This is a genomic window from Candidatus Bathycorpusculum sp., assembly GCF_009778815.1.
In the GTDB taxonomy this organism is placed as follows: domain Archaea; phylum Thermoproteota; class Bathyarchaeia; order Bathyarchaeales; family Bathycorpusculaceae; genus Bathycorpusculum; species Bathycorpusculum hydrogenotrophicum.
The window spans coordinates 61275-78297 of record NZ_WRFL01000001.1 but is presented as its reverse complement, the minus strand read 5'-3'; the positions used below and the strand labels follow the sequence as shown (position 1 = coordinate 78297).

15 protein-coding genes are annotated in these 17023 nt (G+C 43.3%); 6 read left to right on the top strand and 9 right to left on the bottom strand.

Features of this window, described 5'->3' with window-relative positions; translation table 11 throughout:
- The first annotated feature begins 214 nt into the window (after window positions 1-214).
- Together FWF39_RS00365 and FWF39_RS00360 are read left to right on the top strand one after the other, a co-directional pair.
- Window positions 215-1492 (top strand): DNA primase small subunit domain-containing protein, encoded by a 1278-nt coding sequence (locus tag FWF39_RS00365; protein ID WP_343381443.1) that lies wholly within the window; start codon window positions 215-217, stop codon window positions 1490-1492.
- Window positions 1492-2118, top strand: a complete 627-nt coding sequence (locus tag FWF39_RS00360) for a hypothetical protein (protein ID WP_343381442.1) — start codon at window positions 1492-1494, stop codon at window positions 2116-2118. Before FWF39_RS00365 ends, FWF39_RS00360 begins: the two co-directional genes overlap by 1 nt.
- 100 nt (window positions 2119-2218) lie before the next feature.
- On the opposite strand, the gene FWF39_RS00355 is transcribed toward FWF39_RS00360, so the two are convergent.
- Complete coding sequence (locus tag FWF39_RS00355) at window positions 2219-2575, bottom strand: transcription factor S (RefSeq protein ID WP_343381441.1); 357 nt, start codon at window positions 2573-2575, stop codon at window positions 2219-2221.
- 275 nt (window positions 2576-2850) lie between these two features.
- Entirely contained in the window at window positions 2851-5553 is a 2703-nt protein-coding gene (locus tag FWF39_RS00350) for a PQQ-binding-like beta-propeller repeat protein (RefSeq protein ID WP_343381440.1), read from the bottom strand.
- Between the two features lie 491 nt (window positions 5554-6044).
- On the opposite strand from FWF39_RS00350, the gene FWF39_RS00345 reads away from it, so the two are divergent.
- Window positions 6045-6893 carry a helix-turn-helix domain-containing protein gene (locus FWF39_RS00345; RefSeq protein WP_343381439.1) on the top strand — a complete coding sequence of 283 codons (849 nt, stop codon included), beginning with the start codon at window positions 6045-6047 and terminating at the stop codon, window positions 6891-6893.
- Window positions 6894-6900: 7 nt separating this feature from the next.
- Here the strand turns inward: FWF39_RS00345 and FWF39_RS00340 are convergent, their stop codons facing one another.
- The 6 genes from FWF39_RS00340 to FWF39_RS00315 form a co-directional block, all read right to left on the bottom strand.
- A complete protein-coding gene (locus FWF39_RS00340) occupies window positions 6901-7182 on the bottom strand; it encodes a DNA-directed RNA polymerase subunit L (protein ID WP_343381438.1) in 282 nt (93 codons plus the stop codon).
- Window positions 7172-7777: an exosome complex RNA-binding protein Csl4 gene (locus FWF39_RS00335; protein ID WP_343381437.1), complete on the bottom strand. Its 606-nt coding sequence runs from the start codon at window positions 7775-7777 to the stop codon at window positions 7172-7174. Before FWF39_RS00335 ends, FWF39_RS00340 begins: the two co-directional genes overlap by 11 nt.
- 262 nt (window positions 7778-8039) lie before the next feature.
- Window positions 8040-8738, bottom strand: coding sequence for an METTL5 family protein (locus FWF39_RS00330; protein ID WP_343381436.1), 699 nt, complete (start codon window positions 8736-8738; stop codon window positions 8040-8042).
- Window positions 8699-9700 carry a diphthamide biosynthesis enzyme Dph2 gene (dph2, locus tag FWF39_RS00325; protein ID WP_343381487.1) on the bottom strand — a complete coding sequence of 334 codons (1002 nt, stop codon included), beginning with the start codon at window positions 9698-9700 and terminating at the stop codon, window positions 8699-8701. Before dph2 ends, FWF39_RS00330 begins: the two co-directional genes overlap by 40 nt.
- A gap of 59 nt (window positions 9701-9759) precedes the next feature.
- Complete coding sequence (ppsA, locus tag FWF39_RS00320) at window positions 9760-12195, bottom strand: phosphoenolpyruvate synthase (protein WP_343381435.1); 2436 nt, start codon at window positions 12193-12195, stop codon at window positions 9760-9762.
- A complete protein-coding gene (locus FWF39_RS00315; protein ID WP_343381434.1) occupies window positions 12192-12740 on the bottom strand; it encodes a 50S ribosomal protein L16 in 549 nt (182 codons plus the stop codon). The genes ppsA and FWF39_RS00315 overlap by 4 nt, the downstream gene beginning before the upstream one ends.
- Window positions 12741-12912: 172 nt before the next feature.
- Between FWF39_RS00315 and FWF39_RS00310 the strand changes: the two genes are divergently transcribed.
- The 3 genes from FWF39_RS00310 (at window position 12913) to FWF39_RS00300 (ending at window position 15909) form a co-directional block, all read left to right on the top strand.
- The gene (locus FWF39_RS00310; protein ID WP_343381433.1) at window positions 12913-14211 is read left to right on the top strand and encodes a methyltransferase domain-containing protein; all 1299 of its coding nucleotides are present in this window, start codon (window positions 12913-12915) and stop codon (window positions 14209-14211) included.
- Between the two features lie 65 nt (window positions 14212-14276).
- Entirely contained in the window at window positions 14277-14771 is a 495-nt protein-coding gene (locus FWF39_RS00305) for a cytidine/deoxycytidylate deaminase family protein (protein ID WP_343381432.1), read from the top strand.
- A 223-nt stretch (window positions 14772-14994) separates the two neighbouring features.
- Window positions 14995-15909, top strand: a complete 915-nt coding sequence (locus FWF39_RS00300) for a hypothetical protein (protein ID WP_343381431.1) — start codon at window positions 14995-14997, stop codon at window positions 15907-15909.
- 32 nt (window positions 15910-15941) lie between these two features.
- On the opposite strand, the gene FWF39_RS00295 is transcribed toward FWF39_RS00300, so the two are convergent.
- Window positions 15942-16913, bottom strand: coding sequence for a phosphate uptake regulator PhoU (locus FWF39_RS00295; protein WP_343381430.1), 972 nt, complete (start codon window positions 16911-16913; stop codon window positions 15942-15944).
- Window positions 16914-17023: the final 110 nt, after the last annotated feature.

The window sequence follows — 17023 nt, the reverse complement described above, 5'->3', positions numbered from 1 at the left end:
ATCCAAGAACAAAAAGGAAAATATGCTCAAAGAAACCTTGTGCACAACATAGAACTGGGCAGAAAGATACCAAACAAGGTTTTGCTTAGCTGAGGGTGTTTTGCCAACATAAAAAGTAAACAGCGCGTTCTCTTACCAGCTCAGGTTAGAGCGGGCGTAGGCATTAGATGCCAAGCGGGATAGTTTGGGTTTTTTGCGGGTCAAGGTTAAATTGGTGGTAGTTTACATACCATTCATATCGGGCGAGTATATGGGGTTGGATTCTAGAGAATTTGTCTATCAGCTGTTTAGTGAGTTCTACAGTGATCCCGCTAATGCTGTGCCTGCTCCGCCTCTGGCGCATCAACGTGAATTTGGCTATCTCATGTTTAGAGAAAAATTTATGGTGCGTCATAGGCGTTTTGAGCAAATTGCCAACTTTCGAGTTGTTTTAGCTGATACGGTGCCTTCAGATGTCTATCATAGTTGTGCCTATTATGATAATCCAGATTTTGATATGGATAAAAAGGGTTGGATAGGCAGTGATGTGGTTTTTGATATAGATGCTGATCACATACCCACCGCTTGTAATAAGATTCATGATGAATTTCGCTGTGTAGCATGTGGCTTTGAGGGCCGGGGCACAACACCTGAGGTTTGCCCTTGCTGTGGAGCTACAAAGTTTGAAACAAAAATCTGGGCATGTGATCTTTGTATAGCATCTGCACGTAACGAAGTTGCTAAACTGCTTGACATGTTGGAGAATGATTTTGGTTTTGCCCAAGATGAGGTTAGAGTGTTTTTTTCGGGACACCGCGGCTACCACATACATCTTGAAAGCGAAACCATACGATCCCTAGATGCCATGGCAAGAAGAGAAATCGTCGATTACGTAACCGGCTTGGGGTTAAGTCTCTTGGAGAAAAATAAACCAAAACCCCAAGAAGAAAAACCGCAAAAAAAGCCCAGTGTAAAGAAATTTAATCTGCACAATTATGGCTGGAACCGCCGACTAAAACGGGGCATGCAAACCTTTCTTGAAAGTGCCCTGCCCGCAGATCTCAAAGAAGCAGGATTACAAAACAAGACCTTACTTGAGAGCAAAGAAACCATTATCAAACGTGCTATAAACGAAGGTTTGTGGGAAAGCATCCCAGGCGTCAGTGTTCAGACATGGCTAAAGCTCACAGAGCATATTCGCCAAGAGCAGGCAGCCAAAATTGACACCGTGGTTACCACTGACACTCATAGGCTCATCCGTATGAACGGCACTCTTCATGGCAAAACCGGACTCAAAAAAGTCGAATTTAAATCTAAAGAACTACAAAGTTTTGACCCCTTTACTGAAGCGGTAGCTTTTAAAAAGGGAAAAGTGAAAGTGTTGGTATCTGACGCACCAGAGTTTAGGATGAGTGGAGAAACATTGGGTCCATACAAAAACCAAACCGTTGAGCTACCTGTAGCTGCCGCGGTCTTACTCATATGCAAAAAAAGAGCTGAGGTGGCACCCTAATGTATAACCAACTCTATGCAGCTTGGCGCCGTGAAATCGATGACCCCACACTTGGGGGACTACAGCCAGATTTCTACCTCAAAATCACAGAGTACCTATCACACATTAAAGAAGAAAACACCAAACCCCTTGATAAAAAAACTGTTAAGGTTAATCTGCTGGAGCATGAAACTAAAAACGTAGAACACATGCTTAGCGAACTGTTGGAGCTACGGTACAGAAAAATCCTCAAAACCATCACCCGCCTCCACAGAGCCCCCATCGAACTACTCACTGAAGAAGAAACCAAGATGTGTCAAAATTTTGTCAGCTTTGCAGAGACCTACATGCAGTTTGCAGAGAACCTCAAACAGGGTGAACAAACACCCATAACAGTAACAACAAACCAAATCACCCAACCCGCACAACAAACATTACAGACCACTAAAACAGAATTCAAACCACCTGTGGCTCATGTCACTCATAAACGTTTAACGTTGCGTTTCACAAAGTCTATTCCAGCCATTATGGGTGCAGACATGAAGTCCTATGGACCCTTCACCGCTGAGGATGTGGCATCTTTGCCGACGCTAAATGCTCAGATTTTAATCAAGCAAGGACTAGCAACTCTAATCGAAGATAGCTAAACCCTTGCTAAGTCGGCAATATACAACCATTAGCGTCGGATTAAAATTAAAAAATACTGACCTGTAGCAGGTGCATACAGGCAGGAATTTGGAAAAATGATTAGCTGTATTCTCTAAAGGTATAGTTGCATTTAGTACAGCGCAGAAACTGGGTAGAGGACTCATCAGCACCACGAGTCTGTACCTGCCAGACATAAGCAGTATTATTATTGCAACGAGGACATTCAAACCGCACTGTTGGAAGCGTGCTAAGTTTCTGTTCCTCTTTACCGATAACTGCTACAAACTGTTGGGGGTTGTGCTGGATAACTTTTGAGGCCACTTTCTGGTCAACCTTTTCGACGGCATCAGGCTTTTTATAGCCACATTTTGGACAGGCAAGAACCAGTGTTGCTTCTTTTCCGCTTTTGGACTTTTTTGGTTCAAGACGTGAACCACACTTTGGACAAAATTCCATTTTGACCTTCCCTTTTGGGGGGAATTCCTTAGCGTAGGAGCTTTTATACCTTTCCAAATCACAGCAACAACTGGTGTATCGTGTACAGGAGTATTAGAGGCATATTTTCATCAATCGCTCAGATCTTAAAGTTAGTTTGAAGTTTACTTTAAAGCCGTTTTATCGACAAAATATGCAAGGGCTCAGTTTATTGGTTATTAGGGGTTAGTATGGTTAGTATTAAAAGAGTTTAAAAATAAAAAAGAAAGAGGAAAGTTATTTTTGTTTTTATTTTTTTAGACGCGTTTTTTTAGCAGTAGCAGTGCTAGCAGTGCGCCGACAGCGATTATGGCTATGAGGATGCCTACAGTTGCGGGGACAAAGTATTGATCAGCAATTGATGGTGGGGTTTCGGTTGGTGCAGGTGTTACAACTGCCTCGTCCACACCAAATGCGGTAGATGCACGAGAGCGGTAGTAAGATTCACTGCCTTTGAATTCAGCATAGACAACATATGGTCCGGAGACTTCAGGTTTCCACATATAACTGTAGTCGCCATCGCTATTGCTAGTCGCAGTACCTATTTGATAGTAGTTGTTGTTGGAGTCAAGCACTGATAAGACAACATCGACACCAGTTACGTTTGCGGGTCTTGGTTTCTGCATGTAGACATATTCCATCCATTGGCTTTGGCTTTCTTCAGAGACTGCAGCGACACCATTGGCAAAGCGGTATTCACGTTCGCCTTGTTTGGTTCCAGCTGAAATGTCGAGCACTGTGCCTGTAATCATAACACTAGAGCCTTCAGTGACTATGTTGTTTTTGACGTTTACAGTAGTTGAGCTTGGGCCTTTGCCGACTGCGTATACTTGGTGGTCATAGTTGTTCCAGTAGACAAGAGTGCCATCAGCGATTGCCATTGTGCCTGGGTGTGCCCAACTCATCATGGACCAGACTTCGTCGCCAGTTTCAACATCATAGACGCGTACTTTAGCACCTTTTAGCAATGGAGTATCTGCGGAGTGTTCGTGAGTTCCAATGAAGATTTTACCGTCAGCTAGTGTGCCTATGAATAGTGTGTAGTATTTGTAAAATTCTGAACCTGTGGGTGCTTCTTGTTTCCAGAGTAGGGTACCGTTTTTGGCGTCGTAGCAGTGAACCATGCCTGTGTAGCCGGTTGCGAAGAATTTACCGTAGGCCATTGATGAGCCGTGTACGTTCATAAGACTGCTCCATGTGTAGTAGCCGTATGGGTTTTCGTCAGCTAAGTCTGGAGTTGTCCAAACTTTGTTTCCAGTTCGTACATCATATGCAGTGAAACTTAGCATAGGCATACGCTGGAAGATAAAGACACCCTCACCAGCACGTATAAAGAGATTCTGTGTACCATCGGCCATAGTTTCGTCGTAATTCTTTTGGTATAGGACTCTGCCTTCTTCGCCTTCTTTGAGGCTGATGCCTGTTATAGTAACTTCGCCAGCGTTTACGTAAGCCATAGAACCTGAACCGCCACGGGTGAGTGTACCGTTGCTGACTAGCAAGACATCATCAACGACCGCTATAGGTGTTGGTGTATTGCTAAATACCTGAGCACCGCCCGACTTGGTCATAGAAGAGTTCCAGTCATAAGTTGGCCATCTGGATCCAGTGATTCCACCGTTTAGAGTGCCTGTAGCTGGACTCATTGCTGATCCGATAGGGTCTATAAACACTCGGGAGGAGTTCCACTGATAGAGCCACCATTCTGGATTTGCTGTAGTGCCTCGGTTAACAAAGACATATCGTAGGACTTCGCCTTTGTTTCCGATTACTTCTGCGTCGCTAGAAGGAACGTTTGTGACAGAGATTCCCATTGTTGTACCATAGCGTGGATGAATTGCAGTGCCAAAGTTGTTTGAGAATATGTAGCCAGGGTTTACAACACCGTGTTGATTCATGTTGTCAAAAGCGTAGTAGTAACCAAATGAAGGAGCAGCACTCATGGTTTGGTTGCGCCAAATCTCTTCACCTGTGTTCAAATCTACAGTAACCCAAGCGCCGCCAGTGTTTGAGAATGATATAGGTTCTTGGTAGGTTAATCTGCCGTGCATCATGATCTGTGTTTGGAATCTTGTTTGGTATTGGTGACCTGCATTAAAGACTTCACCGCTATCACCTTCTTCGAAGAAGTATTGGTTTCCACCAACAACACCGCCGTCTTCAGTTACCTTAGTCCAGAGTATGTGTCCACTGTTAGGAGCAATACCCTCGGGTTGGTATCTGTTTTCGACGCTGCCGTAGTTTCGGTCTTTTGCGTTGTTGAGCCAGTTAGATGAAATTGCACCCCAAGAATCGTTTTGACCATCTATGGGACGAGACCAGTATTCCTCAGGAAGAGGATACCAAGTTATCATAGTTGGTGGAGGGACTTCTTGTAGGACTTCTAAATTGTAGGTTCTGTTGCTAGCCAAGAATGTAGTACCAGTATAGTATCTCTGAACGCTAAGGGCAGACCACCATTTAAAGTAAAGTTCTTGGAACATGATGGTGACGGAATAGTTGCCAATTTTGGTAGGTGTGAAGAATGCGTACGTTGTTCCTGTTGAGTCAGAGACATAAATATCGCCTTCATGACCGCCGTTTAAGAATTGTTTGTTGCCGTCAGGATCGGTGATTTCTACTTTGTATCGATAGCGGACGTCGCTTTGATTAGTTGGTGATGCGCCTGGAGGAAGCATAGGGTTGAATATAATGAGTGATACGCGAGTGTCCACAGCAGCAGGGTTAGGTGTAACCACACCATAGGTGTATGTTGGAACCTTGTCTTTGTATCGTTCCCACATCAGTATTCTCTGAGAAGTGGCATCCTCGGTTCGATCCCATTTCATGCCTGCGTCGATGGCCGCTTGAGTTGCGGCATTGTAGCCTGCAGCAGGTTGTATGTTGACGAGAGCTGTAAACGTAGATACGACTAGTATTATAGTTACGATTGCAGCAAATAGTTTGTTTTTTGTTTGCATTTTTCTTTTTTCTCCTTGAGCGCCAGCAAATCTATTGTGATCTGTCAAGCGCTTTGTGGGTAGAATCAATGCAATGGTCAATATATAAAAGAAAGCCGTAAGTATCGCTTATGACAAGACAGCACGAAAAATATAACAGAATAAAAATCAAACAAAACAAAAGAAATCAACAACCAAACCGGCTCAAAATACACACATACAACTAAAAACTGACAGCACATCAAGCAACAACCACCCACACCACATCAGAGCCCCTTCACGAAGCCTACAAACTGAAACACATAGACAAACAAACACAACAACCACAGACCACAGTGTTTTTTATCAACCGGTTTCCCCCAATACCACACAAATAAACAATTTAATTTTAAGAAATTTTTGCAACTACACACAACAGGTCAAGTCTAAAGCATTCTTTTAAAAAATGTCATAAGTTTAGCATCCGACATAAAGGCTTAAGGTTAAAAAGAAAAACATACACAATAGGTAATATGGAAGGATTTAGCGACAGCGACGAAAACAGAATACTCGCCGAACTGGGACTAACAATCAACCAAACAAAAGTATACCTAGCACTCCTAAGGTTAGGTACCGCATCTAAAGCATTCAGCATCTTTAAAGTATCAGGCATAGCTCGACAAGACATCTACCGCGTACTAAGCGAACTTCAACAAATAGGCATAGTTGAAAAAATAATATCCAAACCAACTAGATTTCGCGCAGTCGAACCCAAAAAAGCAACAGCCATTCTCATAGAAAAAAAGAAAGAAAATTTTCAGGAATTAAATCGAAAAGCTGAAGAATTCGCCAATAATGCTCACGAAAAGTACACTTCAGCCATAAGTTATCATGAAAAAGATCAAATTGTAATGATCACAGAAAAACAATCCATCATACGTAAAATCCAAGAATCCATTGAGAAAACTCAAAGCACAGTAGACAGTCTCACACCAAACAGAGAACTCTTACCATGGTTAACCAGCGTAGAAGAATCAATCAAGATCGCCAAAGACAAAGGCGTAAAAATAAGGTGGATAACCAAAAAAATAAACACTGACAAAGACACAAACAAACTCTCAGTTTACAATGAGCAAACCAATGCAAAAATGGAAGATAGTATACCACCGCCAAGAGCACAGTTCTTCATATTTGATGGAAAAGAAATAATAATATCATTTGAAGAGCGCAATTTTGCAGAAACCCCCGTCTTGTGGACAAACAGCCCCTCAGTCATAATGCTGGCCAGAAGCTATTTTGAAACCTATTGGAATAAAGAAACCATGCCCCTTGAGGTTTACAACTACACCAGCAAACAAGTAAGTAAACCCAGAGCAGAATAAAAAAGAGTTAAGCTTTAAAAATACGAGCCAGCTCTTTGCCAAAAGCATCGTTAGTCTCGCGCACTTTGGCAACAGCATCAATTAGGGCATCCTCAGGTTTGGCTTGGCCCTTCATACGCAGATATATTATGGGGCTGGAAGCTAAGGGGTGCGGCACATCATAACCTGCAAACTCTACACGTTCATCTTCGAGAAGACGTTTCTGAATAAGGTTACATATACCATGGCTACCGCCTTCAATTTCAATTTTAAGTTCGTTTCCTTCTTTTTTTAGCACTCTAACTTTCACTTATTTTCCCTCTATATAGCGATTCTTTACCGTAATCTGGAGCCATCTTGCGGCGCTCAACATTACCACATTTAGAACATTTGAGATCATAATGGTCTTGAATTAGCAGGGTACCATCTCGACTACAGAAACCATAGAGCACCCCGAGATTTTTGTCATTGGTTGAGAGGTGGAAAATTTGGTTTTTCTCACTGATAACCTTAGCACGAATGATATCACCGGGTTTACATACATCACCCATCGACTCCACATATCGATCAGAAACATCACTAACATGGAGTATGCCGCCAAAGGTACCAGAAACTTGTTTTTTACCCACCCTAAAGATTTTCACTAAAACATTATCGGACTGGGCATTACCAATTTGTCCAATAACAACGGTCCCAACTTTGGGTACCACAGCAGAAGTAATAGAAGGATAAACAGAGACGCGCCGATTCTGCAAATCAAGAAGACTGTGGCCAACAATCTTTGAATATATCACACCGTCTTTGACGTAGGTTCCTGAGTCAGGAATAAATTCTTCGATGACCCCGAGACGTTCGCCGGGTATTACGAGGTGACCACTTTTTTGTTCAGGAGCTTTTAATGTCATGATATTCATCTTCGTTACGTAAATAGTAAGTTAATTCTGATAAACGCATAAGTTTAGTTTCGATTCTACTCAATAAACCTTTTGATAAACAAAAAGAGCACCCATCCAAGGCGACTACAAATAGAAAAACAACACCGCCAGTCTATAGGGCTATACTCGCCACTTCGATTTGACACCTACGATACCGAGGGTAACCTTGCTCAAACAACCAACCCAAGTGTTGTTTTATAACATACGATCAGTTTACGCTTTATTCACGCAGTTACTGCTGTTTTTCTATAATGTATAGATCAATTACGAAGTCATGTTTAAGTTTACGGTGAAACTCAAACATCTTGGGAATAGTCATAAGCATTGAATATACTGCAGTTATGGCTCCGCCAGATTTAGCTATAAACCCTTCCAAAAAGGGAGAGGGATGTACCTGAACAAAGCTCCCGCTGGATTTTAGCATCTTTATTAAATGTTCATCGACTTCGGGATGTTTGTGAATGGAGTAGACTTTGTCTGCGACTTCAAGGGCTTTAACCAAAAAGGCTTGATCAGCTTTACGGTTTTGTACTCCAAACGGCGGGTTTTGCACCACCGTATCAAAGCGACCCTCAATAGCAGATATGTCACCGTTGATCCACTGCGCACAGTTAGATAAACCCGTTTTTTGGGTGTTTGTTTGGGCGGTTTTTATGGCGATGGGGTCAAGGTCTATGCCAACAATCTCTGTCGCTCCCAAAAATGCTGCACCCAAACCTAATCGGCCTGTGCCGCATCCTAAATCCAACACGGATTTGCTTATGATATCGTTGTGGGTGTATGCGGCTAGGTAGAGTAGGTTGGCGGCTATGGCTTCAGGTGTGGTATACTGTTCTAGTTGCACTTGGGGGTTGGGTTGAGGCTGTAATGAAGCTACAAAGAGCTCGAGATCTAGTTTTCGAATAAGCCTTTTTTGAGCATGTCGGTCCATGAGATTTCGCCGCAGAGTACCATAAACTCGTTAGGGGTCAGGATGGGTTTTTGGAATTTGCTGGGAGTGTCAAGGGAGATGCGGGGGCAGGCGGTGTTGATGTAGGCATCGATGTTGGGAAAATCCATAAGTGCCTCGGGGTTGATTTCTCGTCCAGCCAATAGGAGGGCAATTCGGCCAGATTTTTCGGCTGTGGTTTTGGCGGTTAGGGCTTGGGAGAGATGTTTTTGTCCTAGTTTTAGGCCAACCAGAATGCCGATGGTTTTTGCGTCTTTGGCGGCTTGCAGAGTTGCATAGCGTTGCTGTAGTAGTCGTTGGGCTTGGTTGGTGATGGAGTAGGCTTTGTTGTCGTAGGGATCAGCGATGATGGTGGGTTTGTTTGTGCCTAAAGCAACACCGAGGGCGTGGAATAGGCCGCCGCCGATAAAGAGAAAAGCATCAACTTGGTGGGCGATTGTTTTAGCGTTGCTATAGTTGCATCCAAGTAGTTGACCGGCATAGGGGAGCTGGCCTGCATCGCCGATAAGAACGGTTTTGCCGTGTTCGGTTAGGAGTTGTTTTGTGCTGTTGAGGGTTTCTATATGTTGAAGAGAGGTGGTTAATCCGATTGTTTTGTAATCTATTAGTAGTGGGAGGGCCTGCTGGATGGCGGATGTGATTTGGAGATTAGCGTGGGCTTCTATGTAGAGGGTGGGTGTTTTTGTTTGATTGATCATTTGGGTGTGTCCAATATGTACGATCAAATCAGCATCTAATCCTTCCGCTTCGTTTTGTGCTATGTCACATGCGCCATAGCAGGGATCAACTAAGACAATTGGGAGGGCATTGCAGGATTGCACCAGTTGGGCAAATTGGGTTGCGTGAGGTTTTAGGCCCTGAGGCATTTGAAGTAAGACCCGATTAGCACCCAGTCGAGTGATTTCCTGTTTTAGTTTGTCGACTTCAAAATCAAACCCTAACATAGTATCCACTAACAACGGTTAAGATAAAAAATTAAACAAACATTTAAACCCAAAGGGGTTTAGGGGTTCCATTCCCAGTCGGGAGTGGGTTTTTTGATTGGGCGACCAGAGGCTATTGCGGCTTGCTCAGCTAGACGCTCTAGTATAAGTTTTTGTTCTACTTGAGCGACATGTTTGCGGGTCGCTACTATGGCATCATTGTTAACTGAGATGCTGTCAATGCCTACGCGGACAAGGAATTCTGCAAAGTCGGGTAGGTTGCTTGGGCCTTCACCGCAGATGCTAACGGTGCATCCGTTTTCGTGTGCAACTTTGATGAGATGAGCAATGATGCGTTTAACTGCGGGGTCGCGTTCGTCAAAGTATCCCATTTGGCCGAGGCGTTCGCTGTCACGGTCAATCATGAGGATGCCTTGGGTCATGTCATTACTGCCGATGCTAAATCCGTCAACGAGTTTGCTAAATTCGTCTGCTAGGATGGCAATGGAGGGTGTTTCGGCCATGAACCAGATTTTGAAGTCTTTGTTGCGTTCTAGGCCTTCTTCTTTCATGAGGGCTAAAACTTTTTTGGCTTCCCAGAGTGTTCGGACCATTGGAAGCATGACGTAGACGTTTTTTAGGCCCCATTCAGTTCGGCATTTTTTGATGGCTTGGCATTCTAATCGGAATGCTGCTTCATACCATTTGCTGGTGTAGCGGCTACAACCTCTCCAGCCAAGCATGGGGTTTTCTTCGACAATTTCGTATTTATCGCCGCCTTTGAGGTTGCGATACTCGTTTGTCTTAAAGTCACTAAAGCGTACCACAACGGGTCTTGGTTGGATGACGCGTGCCACTTTTGCAATGTTGTCAGCAAAGGTGTCAACGAACTGTTGGCTTTCATTGTTGTCAACAAAGAGCATGGGATGTTTGCCTATGGCGCTTGCCATGATAAATTCGGTGCGCATCAAACCTATGCCTTCAAAGGGTAAATTCTGGTACTGCTCGATCATCTCAGGAGTGCCAAGGTTTAGATAAATTTTTGTTGCTGTGACGGGGGCTGGTTCAGCTGTTTGGACTGCTGCGCAAACATTTGTGGGTGGGGCGGTGGCTTGTTCAAGTATGCCCTCATAGATGAGACCGTTTCGAGAGTCTACGGTGTATTCTTCTCCGGTTTGCATGACTTGGGTGGCTGTTTCAGTTCCTACTACACAGGGAATGTTGAGTTCACGGCTAACAATCGCTGCGTGGCTGGTTATGCCGCCTTTATCGGTAACTATGGCTGAGGCCATTTTCATGAAGGGAACAAAGTCAGGGTCAGTCATGCCGGTAACAAGGATAGCGCCTTTGGTCATTTTTTCATGTGCATCTTGGGGGTTGAGAACAATTTGAGCTTTACCTACACCATAACCTCGTCGTCCAGCAGAAATTCCACGGACAACAATTTTTACGTTTTGAGCTTTAGTTTCTTCCACTTTTGTTTCCTCCATAATTTTTGTCCCAAACACAGTCTCAGGACGTGCTTGAACCAACAACATATTGGCAGGATAGGAAAAATCCTGATCTATGGCCCACTCAATATCCATAGGACGCTTATAGTGGTTCTCGATACGCTTAGCCAAATTGGCCAAGTACGCAATCTCTGTATCGGTAATGCAGACCTGCTTCTGCTCCCTCTCAGCAACATCAAGATGAACGGTTTTGCCCGTCTTGGGATCACGGATGTATTTGATTGTTTTTTTAGCAATATTGCAAGCCTTAATTTTAAGAGACTCTTTATCAACAACAAAATTATCAGGAGTAACCGCACCGGCTACAACTGTTTCGCCTAAACCAAAATTACCCTCAATAACAATCTCATCAGGAGTACCTGAAACAGGATTAATAGTAAACATTACACCAGCAGCACGGCTGTTAACCATCTTTTGCACACCCACACTGATGAAAACCTTCTCATGAGAAAAACCCTTCTCGTTGCGGTAAAAAATTGCACGCGGAGTAAAAAGACTACTCCAACACTTAACCACTTTCTCAATAAGATCATCAGAACCCTTCACATTAAGATAAGTCTCCTGCTGACCAGCAAAAGAAGCATCCGGCAAATCCTCCGCCGTCGCACTAGAACGCACAGCCACAAACGTATCCTTTAACGCTAAGCGTTTGTTAAGCTCGATATAGGCCTCTCGTATAGCAGCCTCGATATCTTTAGGCATCGGAGTCTTTTCCATAAGCTCCCGAATATGCTTGGAGGCAATATCGTACTGTTTAGGATCATTTGGATTTTTAACAGTATCTTTAATTATACTATATATTTTCTCAGAAAGCTGCGTCTCAACAATATAGCGCTCATACGAGCGAGCAGTCACAGCAAAACCAAAAGGAACCGGCAACCCTGCAGAAATCATCTCACCAAGACTAGCATTCTTGCCACCGACAATAGCCACATCGGTGTTGGTAAAATGATCAAAAAATAAAACAAGCGCGTTCTGTTTTTCGACCACTTTACCGTCGCTCAAATACTCTCAGACTCCGACTCAGCCTGCTCAACCGGACTACTACTAGGAGCGGGCTGAATTTTTTTGACAACTATTTTGCAGTGAATCGGAAGCTTTGCACTGCCACGTTTAAGAGATTCCTTAGCTGTCTCCAAAGCACCCGCCTTAACCCTAACAGTAATGATAGGCTGATCTACCTCTACTTTTGCAGCAGTACCAACAGCGGTACCAAAACTACGCCTCATACCCTGCTGAAGACGGTCAGCATGAGCACCAAAGATCATCTTGTTTTCCCGAAGAATAATATGCGGATAAGTATGAACCGTCAGATAATACTCAGTTAAGAGTTTGTCCATTAAAATACGGTTTGACGCGACACGTGCAGCCTCTAGTGCACTGTGACGAATTTGCACGCGCTCAGTAGCAAGAAGCGTCGCTTCAATGTCAAATTGGCCTTTAGTATCACCCATAGTGAACTTTACGATTTTAGGCGGTGGGAAACCTCTTGCATAATCCTTTCTTGTGTAGGCACGATTCTTTACGTGACGATAGTTTCTTGCGTGCATGTATTCATACTCCAGCAGATTTCGTAATTTGCTTAAAGCAGTAACGAATATTCTCAGCCTTTATTTAAAACCTTCTATCCTATAGATAGTTTTCGCTATTTACTTAAAAATGTTAAACTACAACAATTATCCATCACCAGCTTATTAGGCAGGCTACCTTTCTTTTTCCCAAATGCCAACATATATCTTTATTTCAGGCAAAAACTGGGCCCTCTCATTAGCAGAGCTTACCACATATTTCCAAGCACGAAACACTCAGTTTAGCATCGAGTACTTCTCAACCGAATTCTTCACATTAACCTTTGAAACCCAGCTTAACCCCCAAATCATTGACGATTTGGGTGGAACCATAAAAATTGCACATGTAAAAATAACATTACCATCAAAAACGCTCAAAGAAGCCTTTCTTGAAAAAAATAAACCCGCTCAAAGGCAAACAGTACAAATCATCACCACCAGCAACGCATTGGAAGGCATGACAAAAGCACCCAATAAGTTGCTCTTTGGTATCAGCATCTACACCTCGGATAATGCAATAAAACCAATGGGGGGTAGAATTCAGCGCTTCATAGGTAGCGCTATTAAAGATCAACTGGTAGCGCAGGGTAAGAAGTCAAGTTTTATGGGTACTGGACCAGATCGTAGTGAGGCACAGCTTAGTCATGTTGAGGTGCTCAAAAAGAAGTTAGTAGAAAATCAAGCGGAAGTACTTCTTTGCATCGGTAAAACTCAAACTTGGATCGCCAATACCGTTGCGGTACATAATCCGTTTGAGTTTCAAAAAAGAGATGTTTACAAACCCAATCAGCGGGCGATCTTTGGTATGCCGCCACGGCTGGCACGTATGATGGTTAACCTCTCAGCCTGCACAGAGGAGAAAACACTTCTTGATGCGTTTTGTGGGGTGGGCACTATTCTCCAAGAAGCCCTGCTGGAACATGCCGCGGTTGTTGGGATGGATGTTAATTCGTGGTGTATTAAGGCATCAGAGGAGAATCTTGAGTGGCTTATCGATGAATATGATATTTCGGGAGCAGATTTTCGGGTTTTACTGGGTGATGTGGAGCGGTTGGCTGAGAAGGTGGGAATTGAGAGTGTTGATTGTGTTGTTTCTGAGCCGGATTTGGGTCCGGCGATCCGTGAAACTCCAACAGGAGCCTATGCGCAAAGAATCATCGAGAAGCTCGAACCGCTGTTTTTAGGATTTATAGAAGAAGCTTATCGGGTTTTGAGATCGGGCGGGCGGCTGGTTTTGGTTACACCCTATATTCGTACCCGTTCGCGTGAGGCGGTGACTATGTCTATTGATGAGAAGCTCAAAGAGGTTGGTTTTAAACGAATTTATGTTTTTACTGATGAGTTGTTTAGTTCTGATGCGCCTGAGCATGGTCGGCTTATGGGTATGGCGTCATTGGTAGAGATGGATGAACGCCATAAAGTTGGGCGTGAAATTCACATCATCCAAAAATAACCGCTATACAGACAGAGACCATTTATTAAGTCGGTCGATAACATTTTTTAAGTTGAGGTATCAATATGGCGGCAGACCAGTCTAAGTTACGTCCTAATTGGGATCGATATTTTTTGGATATGTGTGAAGCTGTAGCGGCACGTGCAACCTGTGATAGAGGTCGGTGTGGTTGTGTTATAGTCAAAGACAAGCGTATTATGACAACAGGGTATGTTGGCTCTCCTTCGGGTTTACCACACTGCTCAGAGGCAGGTCATGATATTCGTCAGATGACTAATGGTAATGGGGAAGTAAGTATGCATTGTGTGCGTACGCTTCATGCTGAGCAAAATGCGATTCTCCAAGCGGCACGGTTTGGGATTCCCTTAGAGGGTGCTATGTTGTTTTGTAAGATGACACCTTGTCGTACTTGTGCGATGATGATAATTAACGCGGGCATCAAACGCGTTGTGTGTGAGAAACGTTACCACGCCGATGCAGACACTATCGAGATGTTTAAACAAGCAGGAATCGAACTCTGTATAATAAATGACGAAATCATGAAATACGACAAACAATAGCCCCTCAAGCCAGCATCTATTGAGAAGCAACATTTGGCCGAAGGTACGTTGGATATTGTTGCATACAAAAGAGAGGAACGGTACATATTCAGTATGTTGAAAGATGGGCAATACGTAATATTGTTGCAACGTTTGTCATAAATCGAACATAACGCTAAAACATAGGAAATGTGTGTAAATTGCAACGTCCACACTAAGGGTCGAACGGTGAAGGGTAAAACAAATGACCTCAAAGAACAGTAGCTATGCAAGCGGTAAAAATTTGTTTATGGTCGTAATGACTGCGGTGGGTTTGTTTTCTGCGATAATATTTCTCAGTAATTCTTGGATAAAAATTGTGACAATTAGTTTAATTGTGGTTATGAGCATTGGTTGGTTAGTGTCCCATGGTTTACTTCGACGAACACTAAAATATACACTGCTCGCAGTGACAGTTTTTTCTCTAAGCTTTGCAACATTTGAAGGCTACGCACGTGGACATGTTGAGTATCCCCCAACTTTTGGCACCGCACAACCCGGTGTTACCATTTCTTATCCTCACATATTAGACGTATCATTAATTGAGGCGGCACAAAGTGTCAAAAACACGCTTACCTTCAAGCTTTTCATGTTAGAACACCCGGGCGAAACTATCATAGGCGGCATTTCATTAGATACTGTTGATTATATGGGAGGAAGAATTGAATTTGTACTGTCTCAACAGTCATCTAACAGTTTCTTTAACGCCCCGAGAAGCAATGCGATTAGTTTTAGTGCAAAAAGTGGTGAAGCTTATCAGGTATATGATGTTCCAATAGTTTCAGCATATGATAACACCTTCGCAGTATCTCAAATAGCGCCTCAACAAAAATCATCTGATAAGGCGCTTCAGCAAATTGATGATTTAGGACTTCGGTGGTACTGCAACTGTGCCATAGAGGCCTATCAAAATAAAACGGGAATAATTCCAGAAATAACTGAACTACGCATATCTTTTTCCAGTTATGGATCTTTACAATCAAATGACAGGATCTATGAAGGCCCATCATTAGACCTGTTAGGATCAGATGACTATAGCAATTCGCCTTTTGGTCGAAATGTTTTCTTTGCCAGCTTTCAACCGGATGGAACACTAAACCTCATTAACATCTTAAAATAAAAAGAAAAATTATTTTTGTATATTAAAGAGAGTTATACGACTAGGTCAGCCATGTCGACGCTACATTCATAGATTTGTTTTAGAGACGATCGTACAGCTAGTATTTGGGGCATTAAATCCACGGAGGAATTTTTTGCGGCATCTTCAATTTCTAGTGAGGCGGCTTCGATTTTTGCACGCATATCGCGTACATTTTCTGCTATGGAGATGTCTTTGTTTAAGAAGGCTTTGAAGGCTTGTTCGTTGGCTTCAAAGCAGGCGTATTGTAATTCTGCGAGGAGTTTGCGTACTTCGTCGGAGAGTTTGGCGTCGTTGAGTGCTAGGGTGGTGGTTGCAATTTGGACGCAGACATCGCCTATGTCCTCGATTAGGCTTGCGGCTAGGCGGTAGTCTATGCATTCGATGGGGGTTATTTCGAATTTTTCGCCTTGTCGGGGATTTTGGATTATGGTACGTAGTATTCGTACGAGCAAAAAGTAGAATCGGTTGTTTTCAACGTCGCGTTCGATGACGTTTTGTGCCATATCGGTGTCACGGTTGATAAATGAGCTGGCGGCATCTCGGATCATGGAGGCAGCGCTGCCTTGGTTGCGTTGGAGCAGTTTTTTTGGTGAGGTGAAGGGTTGCTGCATTAGGCATTGAAGGGCCATCATTGAGGTAGTTTCCTCAACAATCATCAATCCCGCCAGAGAATTTGCAGTGGACTTGATTTGGTTGCGCACCGCGGGGTCTATGCGGCCTTTGGCTTCTACTCGGATTATATCATAACCCAAGAGGTAGTGACCAATAATTTCGCGGCTCAAGTAGGGTCCTATTTTGAGGGTGATTATTTTTGGCTGGGGTTCTATGTCAAATTGGGTATCGACTAAGAGTTTACCATCAGTTGAGGCTTCTAGATTTACTTGGGAACCTTTTTGGAGATTGTGTTCTTTTGCCCAATCACGTGGCAGACAGATAAAGTAGGTGCCGGTTGGCGTCTGTTGAACCTTACGTAGTTCGCCCATTACATTAACCACCAATATAATTCATCTAAACATTTGATGGCTTATATGAATTATTTTATAGTTGATATATCGGTAGGATAAAAATACAATCAGTTAAACCTATCTAGAAA